This is a genomic window from Kitasatospora sp. NPDC085464, from assembly GCF_044541955.1.
GTDB lineage: Bacteria > Actinomycetota > Actinomycetes > Streptomycetales > Streptomycetaceae > Kitasatospora.
In genome coordinates this window covers 260082-283565 of the sequence record NZ_JBITTM010000001.1, presented here as the reverse complement: position 1 = coordinate 283565, position 23484 = coordinate 260082, and the positions used below count along the sequence as shown (strand labels likewise).

Sequence of the window (23484 nt, the reverse complement as noted above, 5' to 3'; positions counted from 1 at the left end):
GATGACCACCGTGATCGAGAACAACCAGAAGAACGATCGTCTCGAAGTCGGAACCCCGCTCCTGGAGGTCAAGGACCTCCACGTGGAGTTCCACACCCGGGACGGCATCGCCAAGGCCGTGAACGGCGTCAACTACTCCGTCGCGGCGGGCGAGACGCTCGCCGTGCTCGGTGAGTCCGGCTCCGGCAAGTCCGTGACGGCGCAGACCATCATGGGCATCCTGGACATGCCCCCGGGCAAGGTGACCCAGGGCGAGATCCTGTTCCGTGGCCGGGACATGCTCACGATGAGCAACGAGGACCGCCGGAAGATCCGCGGCCAGAAGATCGCGATGATCTTCCAGGACGCGCTCTCCGCCCTCAACCCGGTGCTCAGCGTCGGCTACCAGCTCGGCGAGATGTTCCGGGTGCACCAGGGCGCCTCCAAGAAGGAGGCGAAGGAGAAGGCCATCGAGCTGATGGACCGGGTGCGCATCCCCGCTGCCAGGCAGCGCGTGAACGACTACCCGCACCAGTTCTCCGGCGGCATGCGCCAGCGCATCATGATCGCGATGGCGCTCTCCCTGCAGCCCGACCTGATCATCGCCGACGAGCCCACCACCGCCCTGGACGTCACCGTCCAGGCCCAGGTGATGGACCTGCTCGCCGAGCTGCAGGCCGAGTACAACATGGGCCTGATCCTGATCACCCACGACCTCGGCGTGGTCGCCGACGTCGCGGACAAGATCGCCGTGATGTACGCGGGCCGGATCGTGGAGACCGCCCCGGTGCACGAGCTGTACGCGAACCCCGCGCACCCGTACACCAAGGGCCTGCTCCGCTCCATCCCGCGCCTGGACCAGAAGGGCCAGGAGCTCTACGCGATCAAGGGCCTCCCCCCGAACCTGCTGAAGGTCCCGACCGGCTGCGCGTTCAACCCCCGCTGCGATGTCGCCACCGACCTGTGCCGCACGGACATCCCGGCGCTGCACCACGTGACCGACAAGGACGGCAAGGAGCTCACCGGCCGCCGCAGCGCGTGCCACCTTTGGAAGGAGACCCTCCATGGCTGAGAACATCCTGGAGGTCAAGGACCTGGTCAAGCACTACCCGCTGACCCAGGGCGTCCTGTTCAAGAAGCAGGTCGGCGCCGTCAAGGCCGTCGACGGCGTCTCCTTCGAACTGAAGAAGGGTGAGACGCTCGGCATCGTCGGCGAGTCCGGCTGTGGCAAGTCCACGCTGGCCAAGGTGCTGATGAACCTGGAGCGGGCCACCTCCGGCCAGGTGCTGTTCAAGGGCGAGGACATCTCCAAGCTGTCCGGCTCGGCCCTCAAGGCCGTCCGCCGGAACATCCAGATGGTGTTCCAGGACCCGTACACCTCGCTCAACCCGCGTATGACGGTCGGCGACATCATCGGCGAGCCGTTCGAGATCCACCCCGAGGTGGCGCCCAAGGGCGACCGCCGCAAGGCCGTCCAGGACCTGCTGGACGTCGTGGGTCTGAACCCGGAGTACATCAACCGGTACCCGCACCAGTTCTCCGGCGGTCAGCGCCAGCGCATCGGCATCGCCCGCGGTCTCGCGCTCAAGCCCGAGATCATCATCGCGGACGAGCCGGTCTCCGCCCTGGACGTGTCCGTCCAGGCGCAGGTGATCAACCTGCTGGAGCAGCTGCAGGGCGAGTTCGGCCTGTCGTACATGTTCATCGCGCACGACCTCTCCATCGTCCGGCACATCTCCGACCGCGTCGGCGTGATGTACCTGGGCAAGATGGTCGAGATCGGCACCGACGAGCAGATCTACGACAACGCCACCCACCCGTACACCCAGGCGCTGCTCTCCGCGGTGCCGGTGCCGGACCCGACGGCGCGCGAGTCCCGCGAGCGGATCATCCTCAGCGGTGACATCCCCTCGCCGGCCAACCCGCCGTCCGGCTGCCGCTTCCGCACCCGTTGCTGGAAGGCGGAGGACCGCTGCGCCGAGGAGGTGCCGCTGCTCGCGGTCCCCTCGGTGCTGAAGGGCGCGGCCGCGCACGACTCGGCCTGCCACTTCCCCGAGGTCCGGGAGCAGGCCGCGGCCTGATCCCCGCACTCCCCGGAAGGGCCCGTGGCTTCCCGCCACGGGCCCTTCCGTCGTTCGGCCGCTCCGGTCCCGTGTCGGACGGCGCCGCGTCGATAGCCGCCGCGTCGAGCAGTCGCCGTGTCGAAAGGCGTCGAACGCACTGCGCCGATCCGGCGCCGCGTCAACTCGGCAGGGGGGTCACGGCACCCGTCCGGGTGCACCCGACTCGCGCCGTCGCCGGGGCGCGCTTCTCATGGGGTGTGATGCGACACACACCTTGAGGAGGGACCTCCATGCCCGTAGCCGCCCGTGCTCGTTGGGTCCTCGCCGTTGCGACGTCCGTGGCCCTGGTGGCCACCGGGTGCAGCAGCAGCGGCGGAGGGGGCAGCAGCTCGTCGGACACCAGCAAGACCTTCAGCTACCAGAGCAACGAGCCGCAGAACCCGCTGCAGCCCGCCAACGCGAACGAGGTCGGTGGCGGTCGCATCATCCAGAACCTCTTCAAGGGGCTGGTCGACTACAACCCGACCAACGCCCAGCTCCGGATGCAGGTCGCGAGCGCGATCGACACGAGCGACTCGCAGACCTTCACCGTCACGCTGAAGAGCGGCTGGAAGTTCCACGACGGCACCCCGGTGCTGGCGAAGAACTTCGTCAACGCCTGGAACTGGGCGGCCAACCCCGCCAACAACCAGATCAACAGCTCCTGGTTCTCGGACATCGACGGCTACCAGGACGTCCACCCGGCCACCGGGAACCCGACCACGGACAAGATGTCCGGCCTGACCGTCACCGACGACCAGCACTTCACCATCAAGCTGAACCACAAGGTGTCGTACTTCGAGTACAAGCTCGGCTACATCGCCTTCTCGCCGCTGCCGGACGGCTTCTTCAGCGACCCGACCGGGTACGGCCAGAAGCCGGTGGGCAACGGCCCGTACCAGTTCGTCAGTTGGGCGCACAACAGCCAGGTGGTCACCAAGTCCTTCCCGGACTACCAGGGCGTCGACAAGCCGAAGAACGGCGGCATCGTCTTCAAGATGTACACCACGTCCGAGGCCGCCTACGCCGACCTGCAGTCCAACAACCTGGACGTGATCGACCAGGTGCCGCCGTCGGCGCTGGCGACGTACAAGAGCGACCTCGGAGACCGGGCGATCGATGCCCCGCAGGGCGCCATCCAGAACATCGGCTTCACGCTCTACCAGGCCGACTGGGCCGCACCGGAGAAGGCCCAGGTGCGCCAGGGCCTGTCGATGGCGATCGACCGCGCGACCATCACCAAGACGGTGCTGCAGGGCTCCCGGGCTCCCGCGAGCGCCTGGGTGGCCGAGGGCGTCGAGGGCTACAAGGCCGGCACCTGCGGGGACTTCTGCAACTTCGACCCCGCCAAGGCCAAGCAGCTCATCCAGCAGGGCGGCGGCGTCCCCGGCAACAAGGTGCTGATCACCTACAACGCGGACGGCGGCCACAAGGAGTGGGTCGACGCGGTCTGCAACTCGATCCGGCAGAACACCGGCGTCGACTGCCTCGGCGACCCGAAGCCGGACTTCAAGACCGCGCGCGCGGCGATCACCGCGCACCAGCTCAACGGCGCCTTCCGCACCGGCTGGGTGCAGGACTACCCGCTGAACGCCAACTTCCTGGCCGACGTGTACCGCACCGGCGCGGCGTCCAACGACACCGGGTACAGCAACCCGCAGTTCGACCAGCTGTCGACCCAGGCGGACGAGGCCCCGACCGTCAGCGACTCGACGACCGGCTACCAGCAGGCCGAGGCCGTGCTGCAGAGCGGGATGCCGGCCATCCCGCTCTGGTACTACCGCACCAACTCGGGCTACTCGACCAACGTGCAGAACGTGACGTTCGACTCGTTCGGCAACCCGGCCTGGACCCAGATCGAGGTCAAGGGCTGATCCCCGGGCCCTGATCCCCTCGCGCCGGCCCCGCCCTCCCCGCACGGAGGGCGGGGCGCGGCCTCCCGGCCGACCGGCCCCGCCGGTCGGGCACCTAGGAAGGAGGCCCGGATGGGCAGTTACGTGTTGCGACGGGTCCTGCAGATGATCCCGGTGTTCTTCGGCACCACGTTCCTGATCTTCGTGATGGTGTACACGCTGCCGGGCGATCCGGTGGTGGCGCTGTTCGGCGAGAAGGCCGCCGACCCGGCCGTGGTCGCCAGCATCAAGCACACGTACTACCTCGACCAGCCGCTCTGGAAGCAGTACCTGCACTACATGGGGAACCTGTTCCAGGGGGACTTCGGGACGAGTTTCACCGGCCGCCCGGTCTCCGACATCATGGCGGACGCCTTCCCGGTCACCATCCGGCTGGCGCTGCTGGCCTTCGTCTACGAGATCGTCGTGGGCCTCGCCCTCGGTGTCATCTCCGGTCTGAAGCGCGGCAGCATCGCGGACACCCTGGTGCTGATCCTGACCCTGGTGGTGATCTCGATCCCGGTCTTCGTGCTCGCGTACATCGCGCAGACCGTGTTCGCCACCAACCTGGGCTGGGTCACGCCGACCGTGCAGGACAGCTACGACCTCACCCAACTGATCCTGCCCGCGGTCGTCCTGGGCTCGCTGTCGCTCGCGTTCGTCGCCCGGCTCACCCGGACGTCCATCGGCGAGAACCTGCGGGCCGACTACATCCGCACCGCGACCGCCAAGGGGCTTCCCCGGCGGACCATCATCTCCCGCCACCTGCTGCGCAACTCGCTGATCCCGGTGGTCACCTTCCTCGGCACCGACCTCGGCGCCCTGATGGGCGGGGCGATCGTCACCGAGGGCATCTTCAACGTGCAGGGCATCGGCAACGTCCTGTACCGGGCGATCAACCAGAAGGAAGGCCCGACCGTGGTCGGCATCGTGACCGTCCTGGTGATCATCTACCTGGTCGCCAGCCTGCTCGTCGACCTGCTCTACGCGGTCCTGGACCCGAGGATCCGCTATGCCTGACATCCACGACGAGGACTCGTACGAACGACACCCCAAGCCGGGCGTCGACCGCCTCGACTACGCCGGGGAGCAGGGCATGGCGGTCGAGCAGGAGACCCTGATCGAGCCCGACGTGGAGAAGCGGGAAGAGGCCCGCAGTCTTTGGGGCGACGCCTGGCGGGACCTGCGCCGGCGGCCGATCTTCCTGATCTCGGTGCTGCTGATCGTGCTGCTGGTGCTCATGGCGATCTTCCCCTGGGCCTTCACCGACGCCAACCCGCGCAAGTCCGACCTGGTGCACGACTACCTCAAACGGCCGGACTGGACGGACTTCTTCGGCGCCGGCTGGTTCGGCTACGACGCCCAGGGCCGGTCCATCTACGCCCGGGTGGTCTACGGCGCCCGGGCCTCGATCACCGTCGGCATCGTCGTGACCGCCGGGGTCACCCTGCTCGGTGGACTGACCGGAATGGTCGCCGGGTACTTCGGCGGCTCGATCGACGCGGTCATCTCCCGGATCATCGACATCTTCTTCGGCATCCCGCTGCTGCTCGGCGCCCTGGTGCTGCTGAACGGCTTCCACAGCCGCACGGTGTGGGCCGTGGTCTTCGCGCTGGTCGTCCTCGGCTGGACCCAGATCGCCCGCGTGATGCGCGGCGCCGTGCTGACCGTCAAACAGTCCGACTACGTGGTGGCGGGCCGGGCGCTCGGTGCCGGGACCGGGCGGCTGATGCTCCGGCACATCCTGCCGAACGCCGTCGCCCCGGTGATCGTGGTGGCGACCATCGCGCTCGGCGGCTACATCGCGACCGAGGCGACGCTGAGCTTCCTGGGCATCGGCCTGCAGGAGCCGACCATCTCCTGGGGCATCGACATCTCCTCCGCCCAGAAGGTGATCCGGACCGCGCCCTACGTGATGTTCTTCCCGGCCGCGGCACTGTCCATCACCGTCCTGGCCTTCATCATGATGGGCGACGCGGTGCGCGACGCCCTCGACCCGAAGCTTCGCTGAGCGAGGGAGCGCATCGTGAACACAGCGGTGGACACCACCAAGGCCGGGCGGGAGGCGCCGTACGAGGGGCCGCTGCTCGACGTCCGGGACCTGCACGTCGAGTTCGTCACCCGGGACGGCGTCGCCAGGGCCGTGAACGGCGTCAACTACTCGGTCGCGGCCGGCGAGACGCTGGCGGTGCTGGGCGAGTCCGGTTCGGGCAAGTCGGTGACGGCGCAGGCGATCATGGGCATCCTGGACATGCCGCCGGCCCGGATCCCGCGCGGCGAGATCCGTTTCCGGGGCCAGGACATGCTCACGATGAGCAAGGACGAGCGGCGGAGGATCCGCGGCGGGCGGATCGCGATGATCTTCCAGGACGCGCTGTCCGCCCTCAACCCGGTCCTCTCGGTGGGCTTCCAGCTCGGCGAGATGTTCCGCGCCCACCGGGGGGCCTCCCGGGCGGAGGCCAAGGCGAAGGCCGTCGAGCTGATGGACCGGGTGCGCATCCCGGCGGCCAAGGACCGGGTGAACGACTACCCGCACCAGTTCTCGGGCGGCATGCGCCAGCGGATCATGATCGCGATGGCGCTGGCCCTGGAGCCCGACCTGATCATCGCGGACGAGCCCACCACGGCGCTGGACGTGACCGTCCAGGCCCAGGTGATGGACCTGCTGGCCGAACTGCAGGCCGAGTTCCACATGGGGCTGATCCTGATCACCCACGACCTGGGCGTGGTCGCCGACGTCGCGGACAAGATCGCGGTGATGTACGCGGGCCGGATCGTCGAGACGGCCCCGGTGCACGAGCTGTACGCGCGCCCGGCCCACCCGTACACCCGGGGCCTGCTGGACTCCATCCCGCGGCTGGACCAGAAGGGCCAGGAGCTCTACGCGATCAAGGGTCTGCCGCCCAACCTGCTGCGGATTCCCAAGGGATGCGCCTTCAATCCGCGCTGCCCGCGCGCCCAGGACATCTGCCGGGCCGAGGTGCCGGAGCTGTTCCCGGTGACCGAGGACGACGGGACGCCGACGGAGGGGCGCGGCAGTGCCTGCTTCTTCTGGAAGGAGACCCTCCATGACCGCTAACGGGGCCAGCGCACTGGGCGCGGCGATGCCGGAGGAGGTCGTCTTCGTGCAGGAGGTGCCGCGCGGCGAGCCGATCCTCGAAGTCCGGGACCTGGTCAAGCACTTCCCGCTGACCCAGGGCGTCCTGTTCAAGAAGCAGGTCGGTGCGGTGAAGGCGGTCGACGGGGTCAGCTTCGACCTGATGCAGGGCGAGACGCTCGGCATCGTCGGCGAGTCCGGCTGCGGGAAGTCCACGCTGGCCAAGGTGCTGATGAACCTGGAGCCGGCCACCGGGGGCTCGGTCCGGTACAAGGGGGAGGAGATCTCCCGGCTCTCCGGGGGCGCGCTGAAGGCCGTCCGCCGGAACATCCAGATGGTGTTCCAGGACCCGTACACCTCGCTCAACCCGCGCATGACGGTCGGCGACATCATCGGCGAGCCGTTCGAGATCCACCCCGAGGTGGCGCCCAGGGGCGACCGCCGCAAGGCCGTCCAGGACCTGCTGGACGTGGTCGGGCTCAACCCGGAGTACATCAACCGGTACCCGCACCAGTTCTCCGGCGGTCAGCGCCAGCGCATCGGCATCGCCCGGGGGCTGGCGCTCAAGCCGGAGGTCATCATCTGCGACGAGCCGGTGTCGGCGCTGGACGTGTCGGTGCAGGCGCAGGTGATCAACCTGCTGGAGCAGCTGCAGGGCGAGTTCAACCTGTCGTACATGTTCATCGCGCACGACCTCTCCATCGTCCGGCACATCTCGGACCGGGTCGGCGTGATGTACCTCGGGAGGCTGGTCGAGATCGGCAGCGACGCGGAGATCTACGACCACGCGACCCACCCGTACACCCAGGCGCTGCTCTCCGCGGTGCCGGTGCCGGACCCGACGGCGCGCGAGTCCCGGGACCGGATCGTGCTCACCGGGGACGTTCCCTCCCCGGCCAACCCGCCCTCCGGCTGCCGCTTCCGCACCCGCTGCTGGAAGGCCCAGCAGCGGTGCGAGGTCGAGGTGCCGCTGCTCGCCTCGCCGTCCTGGCTGGACGGGGCGGCGTTCCACGACTCGGCTTGTCACTTCGCGGCGGAGCGCGAGATCGAGCAGAGTGCGGCGGAGCGCGAGATCGAGCAGAGTGCGGCGGAGCGCGAGATCGAGCAGAGTGCGGCGGAGGGTGCGGCCGGGCGGGGCCCGGCGGAGGGTGCGGCCGGGCGGGGCCCGGCGGAGGGTGCGGCCGGGCAGGGCCCGACTGAGCCCGAGGGCGACCAGGGCGCGGCCGGGCAGGGTGGCGCGGAGCCCGGGAACGGGCGGGGGACCGACTGAGAATCCTCCTCCAAGGGCGCGTCCTCGGCTCGGGGGCGCGCCCTTCGCCGTCCGCCCCGTGATGGAAAAGAGATCTGCCGCAGACTCGCCAAGTGTGTGCCGTTCCTTGATAGTTGCTCTGCACCTGTCGATGGTCGCTGCTGCGCTGAGGAGGGCTGCCCAGATGGACGCGGTGGAGGTGATCGGCGGCGGTCGGGAGGGTCTGGCACCCGGGACCCCGTTGCTGGAGGTCGAGGATCTGCACGTGGAGTTCCACACCCGGGACGGCGTCGCCAAGGCCGTCAACGGGGTGAGCTACGCGGTGTCGGCCGGCGAGACGCTGGCGGTGCTGGGGGAGTCCGGTTCGGGCAAGTCGGTGACGGCGCAGGCGGTCATGGGCATCCTGGACATGCCGCCGGGGCGGATCACCGCGGGGCGGGTGCTGTTCCGGGGCGAGGACCTGCTGACCATGAGCGCCAACGCCCGGCGGGCCGTCCGGGGCCGGCGGATCGCGATGATCTTCCAGGACGCGCTGTCCGCCCTCAATCCGGTGCTCAGCGTGGGCTACCAGCTGGGCGAGATGTTCCGGGTGCACCACGGCGTCACCCGCAAGGAGGCCCGGGAGAAGGCCGTCGAGCTGATGGAGCGGGTGCGCATCCCGGCCGCCCGGCAGCGCGTCGGCGACTTCCCGCACCAGTTCTCGGGCGGCATGCGCCAGCGGATCATGATCGCGATGGCGCTGGCCCTGGAGCCGGACCTGATCATCGCGGACGAGCCCACCACGGCGCTGGACGTGACCGTCCAGGCCCAGGTGATGGACCTGCTGGCCGAGCTGCAGGCCGAGTTCAACATGGGCTTGATCCTGATCACCCACGACCTGGGCGTGGTCGCCGACGTCGCGGACAAGATCGCGGTGATGTACGCGGGCCGGATCGTCGAGACCGCCCCGGTGCACGAGCTGTACGCGCGCCCGGCCCACCCGTACACCCGGGGCCTGCTGGACTCCATCCCGCGGCTGGACCAGAAGGGCCAGGACCTGCACGCGATCAAGGGCCTGCCGCCCAACCTACTGCGGATCCCCGAGGGTTGCGCCTTCAACCCCCGCTGCGACCGCGCGCAGGACCGCTGCCGGAGCGAACTCCCGCCGCTGCACCCGGTGGTGGGCGAGCACGGGGAGGAGCTGGCGGGCCGCCACAGCGCCTGCCACTACTGGCGCGAGACGCTGCACGGCTGAGCCCGCCGCCGGGCCGCTCCGGGCTACTTCAGGAAGCCGACGTTCTCCCAGACGATGTCGGACAGGCCCTGCGCACCGATGTTGGCGAGGTCGGCGCGGGCGCCGTACAGCTGCGGGCGCTGGTAGAGCGGCAGGACGCCTGCCACCTTCCAGAGCTCGCCGTCGGCCTGGTTGATGGCCTCGGAGGTGGTGGCCGCGTCGGTCGCCGCGGCGGCCCGGTCGAGCGCGGAGTCGACGGCGGCGCTGCCCGCTCCGACGTGGTTGGTGCCGCCGTTCTGGACGAAGTTGGCGCGGCTGCCGCTGGCCGGGAAGGGCGTGCCGAGCAGCGAGTAGGCGGTGATGTCGAAGTCGTTGCGGTTGATGTACTTGTCGAAGAACTCGTTGGCGGCGGCGGTCACCGTGCTGACCTTGATGCCGACGTCCTTGAGCATCTTGGTGGTGTTCGCGGCCTCGTTCTGGGCCTGGGTGACGCCGGCCGGGATGACCATCCGCAGGTTCAGCTCGTGGCCGTCCTTCTTGCGCACGTCGCCGTCGAGCTTCCAGCCGGCCGCGTCCAGCTTGCGGGCGGCCTCGACGGGGTCGTAGCGGGCCAGGCCGAGCGAGTTGTCGCGGTAGCCGTTCTGGTTGGCGACCAGCAGGTGGTTGTTGAGCGCGACGGCGGGCCAGTCCAGGCCGTTGAGGTCGCCGCGGATGACGGCGTCCCGGTTGATCGCCTGGAACACGGCCTGGCGCACGGTCGCGTCGCTCAGCGCGGGGGTGCGGGCGTTCAGGGTGATCTGGCGGAAGTCCGGGCCGCCGGCCCGGCGCACGACGGCGCCCTTGGTGTTCCGGATGGCCTGGTAACCGGCCACGTCCGGGCCGTTGTTGAGGAGGTCGATCCGGCCCTTGGCGAAGGCGTCGGCCATCGCGTCGGGGAGCATCGCGTGGAAGACGATCCGGTCCAGCATCGGCTTGTCGCCCCACCAGTTGGGGTCGGCGACCAGGGTGACGGTCTGCGCGGTGCGGTCGAGCTGCTCGACCTTGAACGGGCCCGCGGTGACCGGGATCGCGTCCAGGTAGGCGGTGTTGAACAGGTCCGGGGTGGAGATCCGACCGGCCGGCAGCAGCGGGGCGTTGCCGGCGCCGTTGAACATCGACTGCCACTCCGAGAACGGCCGGTCGAAGGTCATCACGGCCTGGAAGTCGTCCTTGCCGCGCTCGACCGAGGAGACCAGCTCGAACCCGGTGCTGCTGGACGGCTTGTAGGCGGGGTCCTTGCCGTTCAGGGCGCGCCAGTTGGCCTCGATGTCACGCCAGGTGATCGGGGTGCCGTCGGACCAGTGGGCCTTCGGGTTGAGCGTCCAGGTGACCACCTGCCGGCCGTCCTTGAACTCGGCGTGGGCCTCCTGCAGGTAGGCCGGGTTGACGGTCTGGGCGCCGGCGGCGTCCGAGCGGAAGAAGGTCGGCAGCAGCGGCTTGGTGACGGCGATGGTCGAGGACTCGCTGCCGTCGCCGTGGATCGGCGACCACTGGCGGGAGAACTGGGTGATCGCCAGGTTCAGCGTGCCGCCCTGGCGCAGTTGGCCGCGCTCGTGGGGGTTGATGTCGACCGAGGTGAGCTTGGGCGTGCCGGCGGAGGACGGCAGGGCGTCGCCCCCGTCGCCGCCCTGGCCGGAGCCACAGGAGCAGAGTGCGAGCGAGAGGGTGAGTGCGGTGAGGCCGGCGAGCAGTGCCGTCCCGTGGTGCTGGAGGCGGCGGCTCATCGGCGTGCTCCCGGGGTGCGTGTGACGGAAACGGAAGGTGTGGCGTCACATCTTGCTGAGCGGGAGGCGGGGTTGTCGAGGGGCGGGACCGGTGCGGGCCCCGCCCCCCTGACGGACGGCGGAACGTCGGACGGCGAAACGTCAGACGGTGAACTTGAAGGTGCGGTCCTTGTCGCCGGTCTTGTCGAAGACCGAGGCGATGCCGTCCGCGACGTCCTGCGGGGTGATCGCGACGGTCTGGCCGTTCTTCTTGATCTTCACCTTGTCGAACACGTTGCCCAGTTGGGCGGAGAGCGCGTCGAGGTCCCACTTGGGCACGATCTTGCCGGAGGCGTCCGGGACGAGCGTGAGCGCCTTGGCGGCGGTCTTGCCACCGAAGTCCCAGGTCTTGGTACCGGCCACGACGTGCACCTTGCCGGCGGCCACCTGCTTGCCGAGGCCGTCGGCGGCGGCCTGCAGGGCCTGGGCGGAGACCTTGGGCTGGGCGGCGGTGACGGCCAGGGCGATCGGCTGGTCGGGCTTCCCGTCGGCGCGGTCGCGGTAGGCCTGCTCGACCACGTCCAGGGCGCTCGCCGAGTCCACCGCCTGGCCGGCCCGGCCGGGGACGACGATCGGCTCGCCGTTGGGCTCGCCGAACTTGACGTAGCCCTCCTGCAGGCCCTGGCCCGAACCGGCCGTCAGCGAGTCGAGGGCGGCCTTGAGCTTGGCCCGGTCGACCTTGACGTCCGGCGCGACGGCCTTGCTGCCGCCCTGGATCGACTTGATGACGTCGACCGGGTTGTAGCTGTGCTGGGCCAGGCCGTCCACCGTGGCGGTGGTGTCGAAGCTCAGGCCGGCGACCGCCGGGTCGAGGTCGAGGGTCTGGTCACCGATCTTCAGCTTGAGCGGCTGCTGACCGGCCTTGCCGACCGAGGCGTCCAGCGAGTGGATCGCCTGGTCGCGGCTGTTGCCGCCGATGTCGGTGCCGAGCACCACGGTGCCCTTGGGGACGTCGGACTGGTTGAGCATCAGGCCGGTGCCGTACGCGGCGGCGCCGAGGAACAGCACACCGCCGATGCCGTAGACGCCCAGCTTGACCAGCTTCTTGCCGCCGCCGCGCTTGGTCTTGGCGGGCGCGGACTGGGCCTTGGCGGGGGCCGGGGCCGGGGCGGGCGAGGGAGCACCCTTCGCACCCTGGGCGGCCGGGGGCCGGGGGCCGGCGCCGGCGCCCGGGGTGGGCAGCGGGGTGACCTCGGTGACCTCGGGGTCGGCCTGCCGGGGTCGGCCGGGCTGCGGGCCCGCGCCGGGCGCGCCCGGGAAGAGCCCGCCGGGCGCCGCCGGGGCGGCGGGGCCGTCCTGGCCGGGGGCGGCCGGGCGCTGGGTGGCGAACGGGTCGGCGCCGGTCGGCGCCGAGGCGAACAGGCCCGGCTGGGTACGGCCGTCGGCACCGTGCGGGGCGCCGTTGCGGGGCGGGCCGGATATCCCGGCGGGCGGCGGGGTGTTCTCGCGGATAGGCCGGAAGCCGTCGACCGAGGTGTCCTCCGGGCTCGGCTCGGCGGCCGGCGCGCCCTGCGGGCCGGCCGGGTGGCCGTTCGGCCGGAAGGCGTCCTGCGGGCGGCCCTGCTGCGGGCCGCCCTGGCGGGGGCCGTTCTGCCGGGCGCCGTTCTGCCGGGCGCCGTTCTGGCGCGCCCCGTTCTGCTGCTGGGGACGGTCCTGCTGGGGGCGGCCGCCGCGCGGCCCCCGGGTGCCGGCGTCGGGGCCGGGGGTCGGGCCGAACGGGTCGACCGCGGGCGCGAAGGGGTCGGCGGCCTCGTAGACGCCGGGCTCCTCGGCCGGGGCCTCGGCGCGGAACGGCGCGGCGGGGGCGCCCGGGTTCGACGCCTTGCCCTGGGCGGGTACCGGACGGCCCTTCGGGGCGCCGTTGGCACGGGCGGCAGCGCCGCCCGCCGGGCGGGCACCCTGCGGTCGGGCCTCGGCGGCACCGGACGGGGCCTCCGGCGCGCTCGGGGCACCGGCCGGCACGGCGGCCGGGGCGGGCTCGGCGGCCGACGCCTTCTTCTGGCGCGGCCGGAACCACGCGCCGGTGGACTCGGACTCGGAGGTCGCCGGCGGGATCGGCGGGATCTCCCACTCCGGCGGCAGGTTCGGCGGGGTGGCCGTGCCGCTGCCGCCGTCCATCACGCCGAGGACGGGCGAGGCCGGTGCGGAGCGGTGGCGCGCGCCGCCCTGGTCGGCGGCCGGGGTCTCCTCGGCGGGGCCGTCCTCGTTCTTGACGGTGCTGCGGACGACGACCGGCGGGATCGGACGCGAGCCGGGGATGTTGATCCGGACCCGGGTGGTCAGGGTGGTCTCGGTCTTCGGACCGTCGTCCTCGCCGCCGTCCGCGGTGCCCTGGCCGGTGCCGGCCGCGGCCCGGTCGCCGCCGGAGGGCCCCGGCGTGCCGTAGGGCGGGGTGCCCGACGGGTAGGCGTCCGGACCCGTGCGCCGAGGCGTCGGGTGGGCGTTGTCAGATTCGCGGCTGCTCAATGCTGCTCTGCTCCGGGTTCGCGGGCGGGCCGTGCGGCGCGACCGCGGTTCGTGGTCGCCGGGCCCGGCTGGGGCGGGCGGCGGTCGGGTACGGCGTTCTGCGGGACCACCATACTGGGAAGAACTGAGCGGTGAACGGGTTCGGACAGATCCTGATACGTCCGGTTCTTCCGGTATGAGAGTAAGGCCGCGTGCTCCTGACTGCGCGTCGTACGCGGTACCGTACGCCGCGCTCGGCCGTGGTCAGCGCGGGGGGCCGGGCACCCCGGGGAACCAGCTGGTGCGGGTGGGCAGGGTGGCGCAGATCACGCCCAGCACCGAGCCGGCGAACAGCCAGGCCAGCGAGGTGGCGTTGGACCACAGCACGTTGTCGCCCTCCGGCCGGGGCACGATCAGCAGCAGCATGGCCAGGAACCAGCCGGCCGCGGGCGCGGCCGCGCCGAGCCGGGTGCCGGTGACCCGCAGGCCGCCGTAGAAGGTCGCGGCGGTCGCGGCGAGGGCCAGCAGGACCCCCACGGGCGGCCACAGGGCCTGCACAAAGGATCCGCAGACCGACACGGCGATGCCCAGCAGGAAGAACAGGACATAGGCCGCGATCCGGGCGGCGCGCGGGGGTTGAGGCTCGGCCAGGCGCTCCTCGCGGGTGCCGAGCACCGCCGCCGGGATGGAGCGGCGCGGCGGCCGCGGTGCGGGCTTGCTCATCGGGCGTCCTCCCCGGCACCCGCGGCCGCGTCGTCGAGGCCCGCGAACAGGTCGTCCTCCGGCTCGCCCGGACCGGCCTGGCCGCGCACCAACTGGTAGTACTCGGTGGCGAGCAGGGGCTGGCCGAGGCCGTTGGACAGCGCGAAGAAGGCGCCGTCCACGGTGATCTGGGTGGCGTGCGCGGCCATCGCGGTCGCCTTGCGGCCGGCGTACGCGGCGCCGTCCAGTGCCGTGGTGACCGCCTCGTCGGCGACCACGCCGGGGACGTCGGACGGCCGGGCGACGCCGGGGAAGGCCGCCTTGGCGGCGGTCTCGGCGAGCCCGGCCTCGATCACCGAGCGCGGCATCCGGTTCCAGTACACCTTGGCGATCCGCCAGGCCGGGCCCAGCTCGGGGCGGTGGGCCGGGTCGGCGGCCAGCTCGTACGCGCGCATCGCGACCCGGTGCGCCTGGATGTGGTCCGGGTGGCCGTAGCCGCCGTTCTCGTCGTACGTGACCAGCACCTGCGGCCGCACCTCGCGGATCACCGCGACCAGGTGGCCGGCCGCCTCGTCCACGTCCGCCCGCCAGAAGCAGCCGGGCACGTCGTTGTCGGCCACGCCCATCATCCCGGAGTCGCGGTAGCGCCCCGGGCCGCCGAGGAAGCGGTGGTCGGTGACGCCCAGGGCGCGCATCGCCTCGGTCAGCTCGCCGATCCGGTACGCGCCGAGAGTGTCCTCCCGATCGGCCGTCAGACGGGCGAGCTCCGGGGGGATCACCTCGCCGCCCTCGCCGAGGGTGCAGGTCACCAGCGTGACCCGGGCGCCCTCGGCGGCGTACCGGGCCATCGTGGCGCCGTTGCCGATCGACTCGTCGTCGGGGTGCGCGTGCACCAGGAGGAGTCGGCGGCCGGTAGTCGCGGTCATGGGAGGAAGCCTAACCACCGGCCGGGTGGGGTCAGAGCCTCAGGCCGTTGATCATGCCGGCGAGGTTGGTGGTGACCTGGCTGATCGACGGGGCGATCGAGCTGGAGGCCAGGTAGAAGCCGAGCAGCGCGCAGACGATGGCGTGCGCCAGCTTCAGGCCGGAGCGGCGGATCAGCACCACCACGATGACCAGCATCAGCACGGCTGCGGAGATGTTCATGGCCATGTCGGCTCACAACCCCTTCTCGGGCGCGCCACCCCCGGGGGAGGGCGGCGGTGGGACGGTGCGTAACTGGGGCTGCGGGCGACCGGGGCCCGGGACGGGGCCGACGATCACTCGCCTGACCAGTCATACCCGATGGGTAAGGGGAGCATTACATTCAGTGAGTCCCCGCGCGCCGGGGCATTGCGGCACTCACGGGGCGCACGGGCCGGTCGGAGGGGGTGTGGCACTCTTCGGGGTGTACTTCGCGACGATGCTCCGAACGAGTGATCACCAGCCTCCCGACAGCGGCAGTTCGGCGTCGTAGGGTCTGGTGCCATGACCTCCCACACCCCTGCGGACACCTTCCCCCGGCAGTACGCGCGGACCCTGCGCTACACCGTCGGCGCGCCCCGCTCCTTCTCCGTCGCACCGGACGGCTCGCGGGTCCTCTTCCTCCGCTCGCCCTCCGGCGGCGACCGGGCCAACCTGCTCTGGACCCTCGACACCGCCACCGGCGAGGAGCGGATCGCCGCGGACCCGGCGGTCCTGCTCGGCGGCGGCGAGGAGGACCTCTCGCCGGCCGAGAAGGCCCGCCGCGAGCGCAGCCGCGAAGGCTCGGCCGGCATCGTCGGCTACGCCCTGGACGCGGCCGGCTCGCTGGCCGCCTTCGCCCTCTCGGGGCGCCTGTTCACCGCCGACCTGGTGGCCGGCACCACCGCCGAACTGCCCGCCCGGGGGCCGCTCCTGGACCCGCGCCCGTCGCCCGACGGCAGCCACGTCGCGTACGCCAACACCGCCGGCGAGCTGCGGCTGTCCCGGACCGACGGCAGCGGCGACCGGGTGCTCGCCGAGCCGGACGGCCCGAACGTCACCTGGGGCCAGGCCGAGTTCATCGCCCAGGAGGAGATGGACCGCGACCGCGGCTTCTGGTGGTCCCCGGAGAGCGACCGGCTGCTGGTCGAACGCGCCGACGACAGCCCGGTGCGCCGCTGGTGGATCGCCGACCCGGCCAACCCGGACCGCGAGCCCGCCGAGGTCGCCTACCCGGCGGCCGGCACCCCCAACGCCGAGGTCGGCCTCTGGGTGCTCGACCTGCACGGCGGGCGCACCGAGGTGGTCTGGGACCGCGCCGCCTTCCCGTACCTCGGCCGGGTGCACTGGTCGAAGGGCGGCGTGCCGCTGCTGCAGGTGCAGTCCCGCGACCAGCGCAGCCAGCGCATCCTCGGCCTGGACGTGGCCACCGGCGCCACCGAGGTGCTGCACGAGGAGAAGGACGAGGCCTGGCTGGAGCTGTTCCCGGGCGTCCCGGCGTGGACCCCGGACGGGAAGCTGGTGCGGATCTCGGACGAGGGGGGAAGCCGCACGCTGGTGGTCGGCGACCGGGCCGTCACCGGGGCCGACCTGCACGTCAGGTCCGTCATCGCCGTCACCGAGGACGAGGTGTTCTTCAGCGCCTCCGGCGGCGCCGCCGAGACCGACCCCGAGCCCGGCTGGATCGCCGTCGGCCGGATCAGCCACGACGGCACGCGGCTCGGCTGGGAGTCGGCCAACGGCCGGCCGTTCACCTCCGTCGGCAACGCCGTGCACGGCGGCGGGGTCACCGTGCGGGTCACCGCCGAGCCCGACCTGCCCGGCACGCTGGTGCAGGTCGCCCGCGACCTGCCCGAGGGCGTGGTGGTCGACGACATCGCCACCATCGCCTCGTACGCAGAGACCCCGGTCATCACCGCCCGCCCGGTGTTCCGCTTCGCCGGCGAGCGCCGCATCCCGGCCGCCGTCTTCCTGCCGACCGGCTACGACCGCGAGCGCGACGGCCTGCTGCCCGTCCTGATGGACCCGTACGGCGGCCCGCACGGCCAGCGTGTCGTCCAGGCGCACAACCCGCACCTCAACGCGCAGTGGTTCGCCGACCAGGGCTTCGCGGTGGTCGTCGCCGACGGGCGTGGCACCCCCGGGCGCGGGCCGGCCTGGGAGAAGTCGATCGCCTTCGACTTCGCCGGGGCGACCCTGGACGACCAGGTGGAGGCGCTGCAGGCGCTCGCCGCGGAGTTCCCGCTGGACCTCGACCGGGTCGCCGTCCGCGGCTGGTCGTACGGCGGCTACCTCGCCGCGCTCGCCGTGCTGCGCCGCCCGGACGTCTTCCACGCGGCGGTGTCCGGCGCGCCGGTGACCGACTGGGCGCTGTACGACACCCACTACACCGAGCGCTACCTGGGCGACCCGGCCGAGCGGCCCGAGGTGTACGCCGCCAACTCGCTGAGCGGGTACGCGGCCGGGCTGGAGCGCCCGCTGATGATCATCCACGGGCTGGCGGACGACAACGTGGTGGCCGCGCACACCCTGCGGCTCTCCTCGGCGCTGCTCGCCGCCGGCCGCCCGCACACCGTCCTGCCGCTGTCCGGCGTCACGCACATGACCCCGCAGGAGGAGGTCGCGGAGAACCTGCTGCTGCTCCAGGTCGACTTCGTGAAGCGCTCGCTGGGGATGCAGGGCTCCTGACCGGCGCGACCGACGGCCGGTACCCCCACCGCCCCACCGGGCTGACACGGGTACCGGCCGTCGGCATGACATCCGTCATGTCGAAGGCACGACGGCGGACACTGACGCCGGCCCCCGCCCGCGCGGGACTCTGAGGTGGTGCGAACAGCAACGGACACGACACCACCAGGGAAGAGGAGCCGGGCGATGGACACCGAGGCGGTGGCCGCCTTCCGCGGCGTGGGCAAGAGCTACGGGCGGGTGCGCGCCGTGGACGGGCTGGACCTCGTGCTGCGGCCGGGGGAGACCGTCGCCCTGCTGGGCCCGAACGGCGCCGGCAAGTCCACCAGCCTCGACCTGTTGCTCGGCCTGCGCGAGCCCGACCAGGGCGGGGTGACGCTGTTCGGCGGCACCCCGCGGGCGGCGATCGAGGCCGGCCGGGTCGGCGCGATGCTGCAGAGCGGCGGGCTGATGTCCGACGTCAAGGTGCGCGAGCTGGTGCGGCTCGCCTGCGACGTGCACCCGCGCGGCCGGTCGGTGCCGGAGGTGCTGGCCGACGCCGGGATCACCGAGCTGGCGGAGCGCCGGGTCGACAAGCTGTCCGGCGGCCAGGAGCAGCGGGTCCGCTTCGCCCTGGCGATCGCCGGCGACAACGACCTGATCGTGCTGGACGAGCCCACCACGGGCATGGACGTCAGCGTCCGGCAGTCGTTCTGGGCGAGCATGCGGGCGCAGGCCGACGCGGGGCGCACGGTGCTGTTCGCCACCCACTACCTGGAGGAGGCCGACTCGATCGCCGACCGCGTCCTGGTGCTGCACCGGGGCCGGCTGATCGCCGACGGCAGCTCCGCGGAGATCAAGGCGCGGGCCGGGGCCCGCCGGATCGCGTTCGAACTCCACGACGCGGACGGCCGGTTCGAGGACGCCGTGCTGCGCGCCCTGCCGGGTGTGCAGTCGCTGGACGTCACCGCGAGGGTCCCGGGGGTGCGGACGGTGCGGATCCGCACCGCGGACGCCGACGCGAGCGTCGCCGGGCTCTACCGGGCGGGCCTGTACCCGCGCGGGCTGGAGGTCACCGGCCTGGGCCTGGAGCAGGCCTTCCTGACCATCACCGGAGAGCTGGACCGGGACGACGCCCGGTCGGACGCCACCGCCCCGCAGAACGACGCCGCCCTGGAGAGTGCGCGATGACCACCCTGATCCGGCTGGAGATCCTGCGGACCCTCCGCAACCGGCGCTACCTGTTCTTCACCGTGGCCTACCCGGCGCTGATGTACGTCTTCTTCGTCCACGCGTACGGCGCCGCCAACCAGGCCGGCGGACTGCCGGTGAAGACCTACTTCATGGTCTCGATGGCCACCTTCGGCGCGGTCGGCGCGGTGCTCACCGGCAACGCGCAGCGGATCTCGCTGGAGCGCAAGACCGGCTGGACGTGCCAGCTGCGGCTGACGGCGCTGCCGGGCCGGGCGTACACCCTCGGCAAGATCGCGGCGAGCGCGGTGACCACGCTGCCGGCGATCCTGGTGGTCTTCGCGGTCGGCGCCGGCCAGGGCGTCTCGCTGGGCGCGGCGCAGTGGATCGGGCTGGCGGCCGCGCTGTGGCTGGGCAGCTTCGTCTTCGCGGCGCTCGGGGTGGCGCTCGGCTACGCGGCGGCGCCGGACTCGGTGCAGCCGATCGTGATGATCACCTACATGGCGATGGCGCTGCTCGGCGGCACCTGGTTCCCGGTGAGCGGTTCGCTGGAGAAGTTCGCCCGCTTCAATCCGGTGTTCCTGTACAACAAGCTGGCCACCTTCACCCAGCCCGGGCACTCCCTGGACACCGTCGCGGCCGTCGGGCTGGCCGGCTTCCTGGTGGTGTTCGTCGTGGCCGCGACGGCCCTGTACCGCCGTGACACCCGCCAGGCATGATGATCCACATGAGCGACACGCGTCAGGCCGACCACTCCGACGAGCAGCGGGGGGCGGGCCCGGCGCGTGCGTCGTTCATGAACGTCCCCGGATCCCCGGTGGAGACCAGGCGGCAGCTGCTGGTCAAGGTCGCCTGGATGCTGCTGTGGCTGACGTACCTGGCCTACCCGGTGAGCCGCCTGCTGAACGGCGAGCACAGCACGGGCGCCCAGGTGTTCGGCTGGATCAGCCTGGCGTTCTTCGTGGGCAGCTACGTCCTGCTGGTGATCTTCCGCTCGACCCCGGGGATGTGGCCGCGGGCCTGCCGGGTGATCGTCGCACTGATGGTGGCGCTCGCGATCGCGTCCTCCGTCGTGCTCGGCGAGACCTTCCTGCCCCTCTTCATCTACACCTCGGTGTGCGTCGCGATCATCGCGCCGGCGCAGTACGCGCTGCGCGCCCTGGCCGCCATGTCCGGGCTCGTCGTCGCGGTCGGCCTGCTGATCCACGCCGGAATGGACAGCATCGCGACCTTCGCCCTCAGCGCCTTCCTCTCCGGCGCCGCGATGACCGGCCTGCAGCGGCTCGTCGCCACCATGAAGGAACTGCGCGAGGCCCGCGCCGCCGTCGCGCACCTGGCCGCCTCCGAGGAGCGGCTGCGGCTCGCCCGCGACCTGCACGACCTGCTCGGGCACTCGCTCTCGCTGATCACCCTGAAGAGCGAGCTGGCCGGGCGGTTCATGGACGCCGGCAAGGACGAGGCGGCGCGGGCGCAGGTCGCCGACATCGAGCAGGTCGCCCGGCAGTCGCTGATCGACGTCCGGGAGGCGGTCACCGGCTTCCGCCGTCCGACCCTGCCGGTCGAACTCGCCGCCGCCCGTACCGCGCTGGCCGCCGCCCAGGTCCGGCTGGAGGTCGCGCCGGAGCTGGTGGACAGCTGGCCGGGACTGGCCACCGAGGAGGCGGGCGCGCTGGCCTGGGCGCTGCGCGAGGCCGTCACCAACATCGTCCGGCACGGCGAGGACGCCACCGTCTGCACGGTGACGGCGGACGAGAGCTGGGCGGGCGACGGCGAGCGCTACGCCGTCCTGGAGATCGCCGACGACGGGCGCGGGCCGGGCAAGTCCCAGCCCGGGAACGGCCTGTCCGGGCTGGAGGAGCGACTGGCACTGGTCGGCGGGCGGCTGGAGACCGGACCGGCGGAGCGGGGCAGGGGCTTCCGGCTGCGGGCCTCGGTGCCGCTGCGGACGGTGTCCGTCGCGCCCGGAGCCACGAGGCCCGAGTAGCCGGCCCGGCCGGCCGAGCCGGTCAGGCGGACGGCAGCTCCAGCACGAAGCGGGCGCCGCGCGGCGCGTGGGCGACGCGCAGGCTGCCGCCGTGCCGGGTGGCGACGTCCGCCGCGATGGCCAGGCCCAGGCCGCTGCCGCCGGCGTCCCGGCTGCGGGCCTCGTCGAGCCGGGTGAACGGTTCGAAGATCCGCTCGCGGTCCTCCGGCGGCACGCCCGGGCCGTCGTCCCGGACCTCCACGACGCAGCCGTACGCGGTCTGCCGCGCGGACATCACCACCTCGGTCGCCGCGTGCCGCTTGGCGTTGTCCAGCAGGTTGCGCACCAGCCGGTGCAGCCGGATCCGGCTGCCGCGCACCAGGACCGCCTCGGGCGTGTCCACCCGCAGGACGAGCCGGGTGCGGAGGGCCGGGCGGTACTGGTCGGCGAGTTCGCGCAGCACGGCGGACAGGTCGACGGTGGCGAGCTGGCCGGCCGCCGCCGGGTGCGTGCCCCGGGCCAGGAACAGCAGGTCCTCGGTGAGCTGCTGGAGCCGCTCGACCGAGGTCAGCGCCTCCTGGGTGGCGGCCGGCCAGTCGGTGCGCTCGGGGTGGGCCAGCGAGACTTCGAGGTTGGTGCGCAGTGCCGCGATCGGGCTGCGCAGCTCGTGCGAGGCGTCCGCGACGAAGCGCTGCTGCTGGGCGGCCGAGCGTTCCAGCCGGTCCAGTGTGGCGTTGGTGGTCCGGGCCATCCTGGTGATCTCGTCGCCGGAGGGCGGCACCGGGACGCGGCGGTCCAGTCGGTGTTCGCCGATCTCGGCCAGCTCGGCGCGGATCGCGTCCACCGGGCGCAGCGCCCGGCGGGTCGCCACCCAGGCCGTCAGGGCGACCAGCAGCGCTGCGACGGGCACGCCGGTCCGGAGCACCGGGTCGATGGTGCGCAGCGAGGCCTCGGCGGCGAACGGCGTGGCCAGCACGTAGACCGTGTAGGGGTTGGTCCCCGCCCGCGGCTGGTAGCCGTCCTTCTCCAGCAGCGGGCTCCAGGCGCCCATCGCGACGAAGGTGCGTCCCGAGTAGCGGTTGGCGGCGGCCGTGCCGACGGGGCCGATGGTGATCCGCTGGACCGTCTGCCAGTCGTCCGGCGCCAGGTGCGGCACCAGCGTCGGCATCGGGCCGACCAGGTGCTGGGTGGTCAGCGGTCCGCCCATGGTGACCAGTTGGCCGTCGTTGCCCAGCACCAGGTACGGCAGCTGTGCCTTGTCCTTCAGCTGCTGGCCGTACTTGAAGTTGTTGCTGATCTCCCGGGCCTGCGACTTGGCCTCCGACTCGGCGGCCTGAAGCTGGGCGTCGTACATGTGGTCGCGCAACCACCAGGCGCCGCCGCCGAGCAGCAGCAGGGCCGCGAGACCGGCCGCCAGCGAGGTGCGCAGGCGGGTGGAGAGGCGGCTGAGCACGGTCAGGCCTCCAGTCGGTAACCGGCGCCGCGCACGGTGGTGATCGAGCGGACGCCGAACGGGGAGTCCACCTTGCGGCGCAGCATGCTGACGTACACCTCGACGATGGACTCCTCGCCGTCGAAGGCGATGTCCCACACCTCGTCGACGATCCGGCGCTTGGACAGCACCTCGCCGGGGTGCTCGGCCAGGCAGCGCAGCACGGCGAACTCGCGCTCGGTGAGGGTGATCTCGGCGCTGCCGCGGCCGCAGCGGCGGCCCGCCGGGTCCAGCCACAGGTCGCCCACCCGCAGCAGCGGGCCGGGGGTCTGGCTGCGGCGGATCAGGGCGCGCAGGCGGGCCAGGAAGACCATGTACGAGAACGGCTTGGTGAGGTAGTCGTCGGCGCCGGTGTCCAGGCCCTCGGCCTCGTCGTACTCGCCGTCCTTGGCGGTCAGCATCAGGATCGGGGTGGTCACGCCCTCGGCGCGCAGGGCCTCGCACACCTTGTAGCCGTTCAGGCCGGGAAGCATGATGTCGAGCACGATCGCCCGGTAGGCGTGCCGCCGGGCCAGCCGCAGGCCGGTGAGGCCGTCCGGGGCGAGGTCGACGGTGTAGCCCTCGGCCTCCAGGCCGCGCCGGACGGCCGCGGCGACCTGGGGGTCGTCCTCCACCATCAGAATTTCCATGCGGATCAGGATGCCACCGGCGCCGGATCCGCTCCTTAAGCGGTCTTCAGCTTTCTCAGCTTCGCTTCAGGGCACTTGACGCATGCTCTCGCCGTTCTCGCCGGCCTGTTCGGGCCGGT

At 72.1% G+C, this 23484-nt stretch carries 19 protein-coding genes; 12 read left to right on the top strand and 7 right to left on the bottom strand.

The window, feature by feature from the left end; translation table 11 throughout:
* Position 1: 1 nt before the first annotated feature.
* From ACIGG8_RS01260 to ACIGG8_RS01225, 8 genes are all read left to right on the top strand, one after another.
* On the top strand, positions 2-1051 hold the full coding sequence (locus ACIGG8_RS01260; RefSeq protein ID WP_396544609.1) for an ABC transporter ATP-binding protein: 1050 nt from the start codon (positions 2-4) through the stop codon (positions 1049-1051).
* Complete coding sequence (locus tag ACIGG8_RS01255; protein WP_396544607.1) at positions 1044-2060, top strand: ABC transporter ATP-binding protein; 1017 nt, start codon at positions 1044-1046, stop codon at positions 2058-2060. Before ACIGG8_RS01260 ends, ACIGG8_RS01255 begins: the two co-directional genes overlap by 8 nt.
* Positions 2061-2332: 272 nt before the next feature.
* On the top strand, positions 2333-3955 hold the full coding sequence (locus tag ACIGG8_RS01250) for an ABC transporter substrate-binding protein (RefSeq protein ID WP_396544605.1): 1623 nt from the start codon (positions 2333-2335) through the stop codon (positions 3953-3955).
* 111 nt (positions 3956-4066) lie between these two features.
* Positions 4067-4993, top strand: a complete 927-nt coding sequence (locus tag ACIGG8_RS01245) for an ABC transporter permease (protein WP_396544603.1) — start codon at positions 4067-4069, stop codon at positions 4991-4993.
* Between the two features lie 76 nt (positions 4994-5069).
* A complete protein-coding gene (locus ACIGG8_RS01240; protein ID WP_396544753.1) occupies positions 5070-5984 on the top strand; it encodes an ABC transporter permease in 915 nt (304 codons plus the stop codon).
* Positions 5985-5999: 15 nt separating this feature from the next.
* Entirely contained in the window at positions 6000-7052 is a 1053-nt protein-coding gene (locus ACIGG8_RS01235; protein WP_396544601.1) for an ABC transporter ATP-binding protein, read from the top strand.
* Between the two features lie 25 nt (positions 7053-7077).
* A complete protein-coding gene (locus tag ACIGG8_RS01230) occupies positions 7078-8340 on the top strand; it encodes an ABC transporter ATP-binding protein (RefSeq protein WP_396544751.1) in 1263 nt (420 codons plus the stop codon).
* Between the two features lie 163 nt (positions 8341-8503).
* On the top strand, positions 8504-9553 hold the full coding sequence (locus ACIGG8_RS01225; protein ID WP_396544599.1) for an ABC transporter ATP-binding protein: 1050 nt from the start codon (positions 8504-8506) through the stop codon (positions 9551-9553).
* A 23-nt stretch (positions 9554-9576) separates the two neighbouring features.
* Here the strand turns inward: ACIGG8_RS01225 and ACIGG8_RS01220 are convergent, their stop codons facing one another.
* The 5 genes from ACIGG8_RS01220 to ACIGG8_RS01200 all read right to left on the bottom strand — a co-directional run bounded on the left by ACIGG8_RS01220 (position 9577) and on the right by ACIGG8_RS01200 (position 15633).
* Positions 9577-11295, bottom strand: coding sequence for an ABC transporter family substrate-binding protein (locus ACIGG8_RS01220; RefSeq protein WP_396544597.1), 1719 nt, complete (start codon positions 11293-11295; stop codon positions 9577-9579).
* A gap of 141 nt (positions 11296-11436) precedes the next feature.
* Entirely contained in the window at positions 11437-13800 is a 2364-nt protein-coding gene (locus ACIGG8_RS01215; protein WP_396544595.1) for a hypothetical protein, read from the bottom strand.
* Positions 13801-14043: 243 nt separating this feature from the next.
* Positions 14044-14502 carry a DUF6113 family protein gene (locus tag ACIGG8_RS01210; RefSeq protein WP_396544593.1) on the bottom strand — a complete coding sequence of 153 codons (459 nt, stop codon included), beginning with the start codon at positions 14500-14502 and terminating at the stop codon, positions 14044-14046.
* A complete protein-coding gene (mshB, locus tag ACIGG8_RS01205) occupies positions 14499-15407 on the bottom strand; it encodes an N-acetyl-1-D-myo-inositol-2-amino-2-deoxy-alpha-D-glucopyranoside deacetylase (protein ID WP_396544591.1) in 909 nt (302 codons plus the stop codon). Before mshB ends, ACIGG8_RS01210 begins: the two co-directional genes overlap by 4 nt.
* 31 nt (positions 15408-15438) lie before the next feature.
* Positions 15439-15633 carry a DUF2304 family protein gene (locus ACIGG8_RS01200; RefSeq protein WP_350522158.1) on the bottom strand — a complete coding sequence of 65 codons (195 nt, stop codon included), beginning with the start codon at positions 15631-15633 and terminating at the stop codon, positions 15439-15441.
* A gap of 315 nt (positions 15634-15948) precedes the next feature.
* Here ACIGG8_RS01200 and ACIGG8_RS01195 point away from each other — a divergent pair, with 315 nt between their 5' ends.
* The 4 genes from ACIGG8_RS01195 (at position 15949) to ACIGG8_RS01180 (ending at position 21265) form a co-directional block, all read left to right on the top strand.
* On the top strand, positions 15949-18111 hold the full coding sequence (locus ACIGG8_RS01195) for a prolyl oligopeptidase family serine peptidase (RefSeq protein WP_396544589.1): 2163 nt from the start codon (positions 15949-15951) through the stop codon (positions 18109-18111).
* A 186-nt stretch (positions 18112-18297) separates the two neighbouring features.
* Positions 18298-19281, top strand: a complete 984-nt coding sequence (locus tag ACIGG8_RS01190) for an ABC transporter ATP-binding protein (protein ID WP_396544587.1) — start codon at positions 18298-18300, stop codon at positions 19279-19281.
* Complete coding sequence (locus ACIGG8_RS01185) at positions 19278-20000, top strand: ABC transporter permease (RefSeq protein WP_396544585.1); 723 nt, start codon at positions 19278-19280, stop codon at positions 19998-20000. The genes ACIGG8_RS01190 and ACIGG8_RS01185 overlap by 4 nt, the downstream gene beginning before the upstream one ends.
* 8 nt (positions 20001-20008) lie before the next feature.
* Complete coding sequence (locus tag ACIGG8_RS01180; RefSeq protein WP_396544583.1) at positions 20009-21265, top strand: sensor histidine kinase; 1257 nt, start codon at positions 20009-20011, stop codon at positions 21263-21265.
* 22 nt (positions 21266-21287) lie between these two features.
* Here ACIGG8_RS01180 and ACIGG8_RS01175 read toward each other — a convergent pair whose 3' ends face one another.
* Complete coding sequence (locus ACIGG8_RS01175) at positions 21288-22697, bottom strand: sensor histidine kinase (RefSeq protein WP_396544581.1); 1410 nt, start codon at positions 22695-22697, stop codon at positions 21288-21290.
* Positions 22698-22699: 2 nt separating this feature from the next.
* The gene (locus ACIGG8_RS01170) at positions 22700-23365 is read right to left on the bottom strand and encodes a response regulator transcription factor (RefSeq protein WP_350522152.1); all 666 of its coding nucleotides are present in this window, start codon (positions 23363-23365) and stop codon (positions 22700-22702) included.
* Positions 23366-23484: the final 119 nt, after the last annotated feature.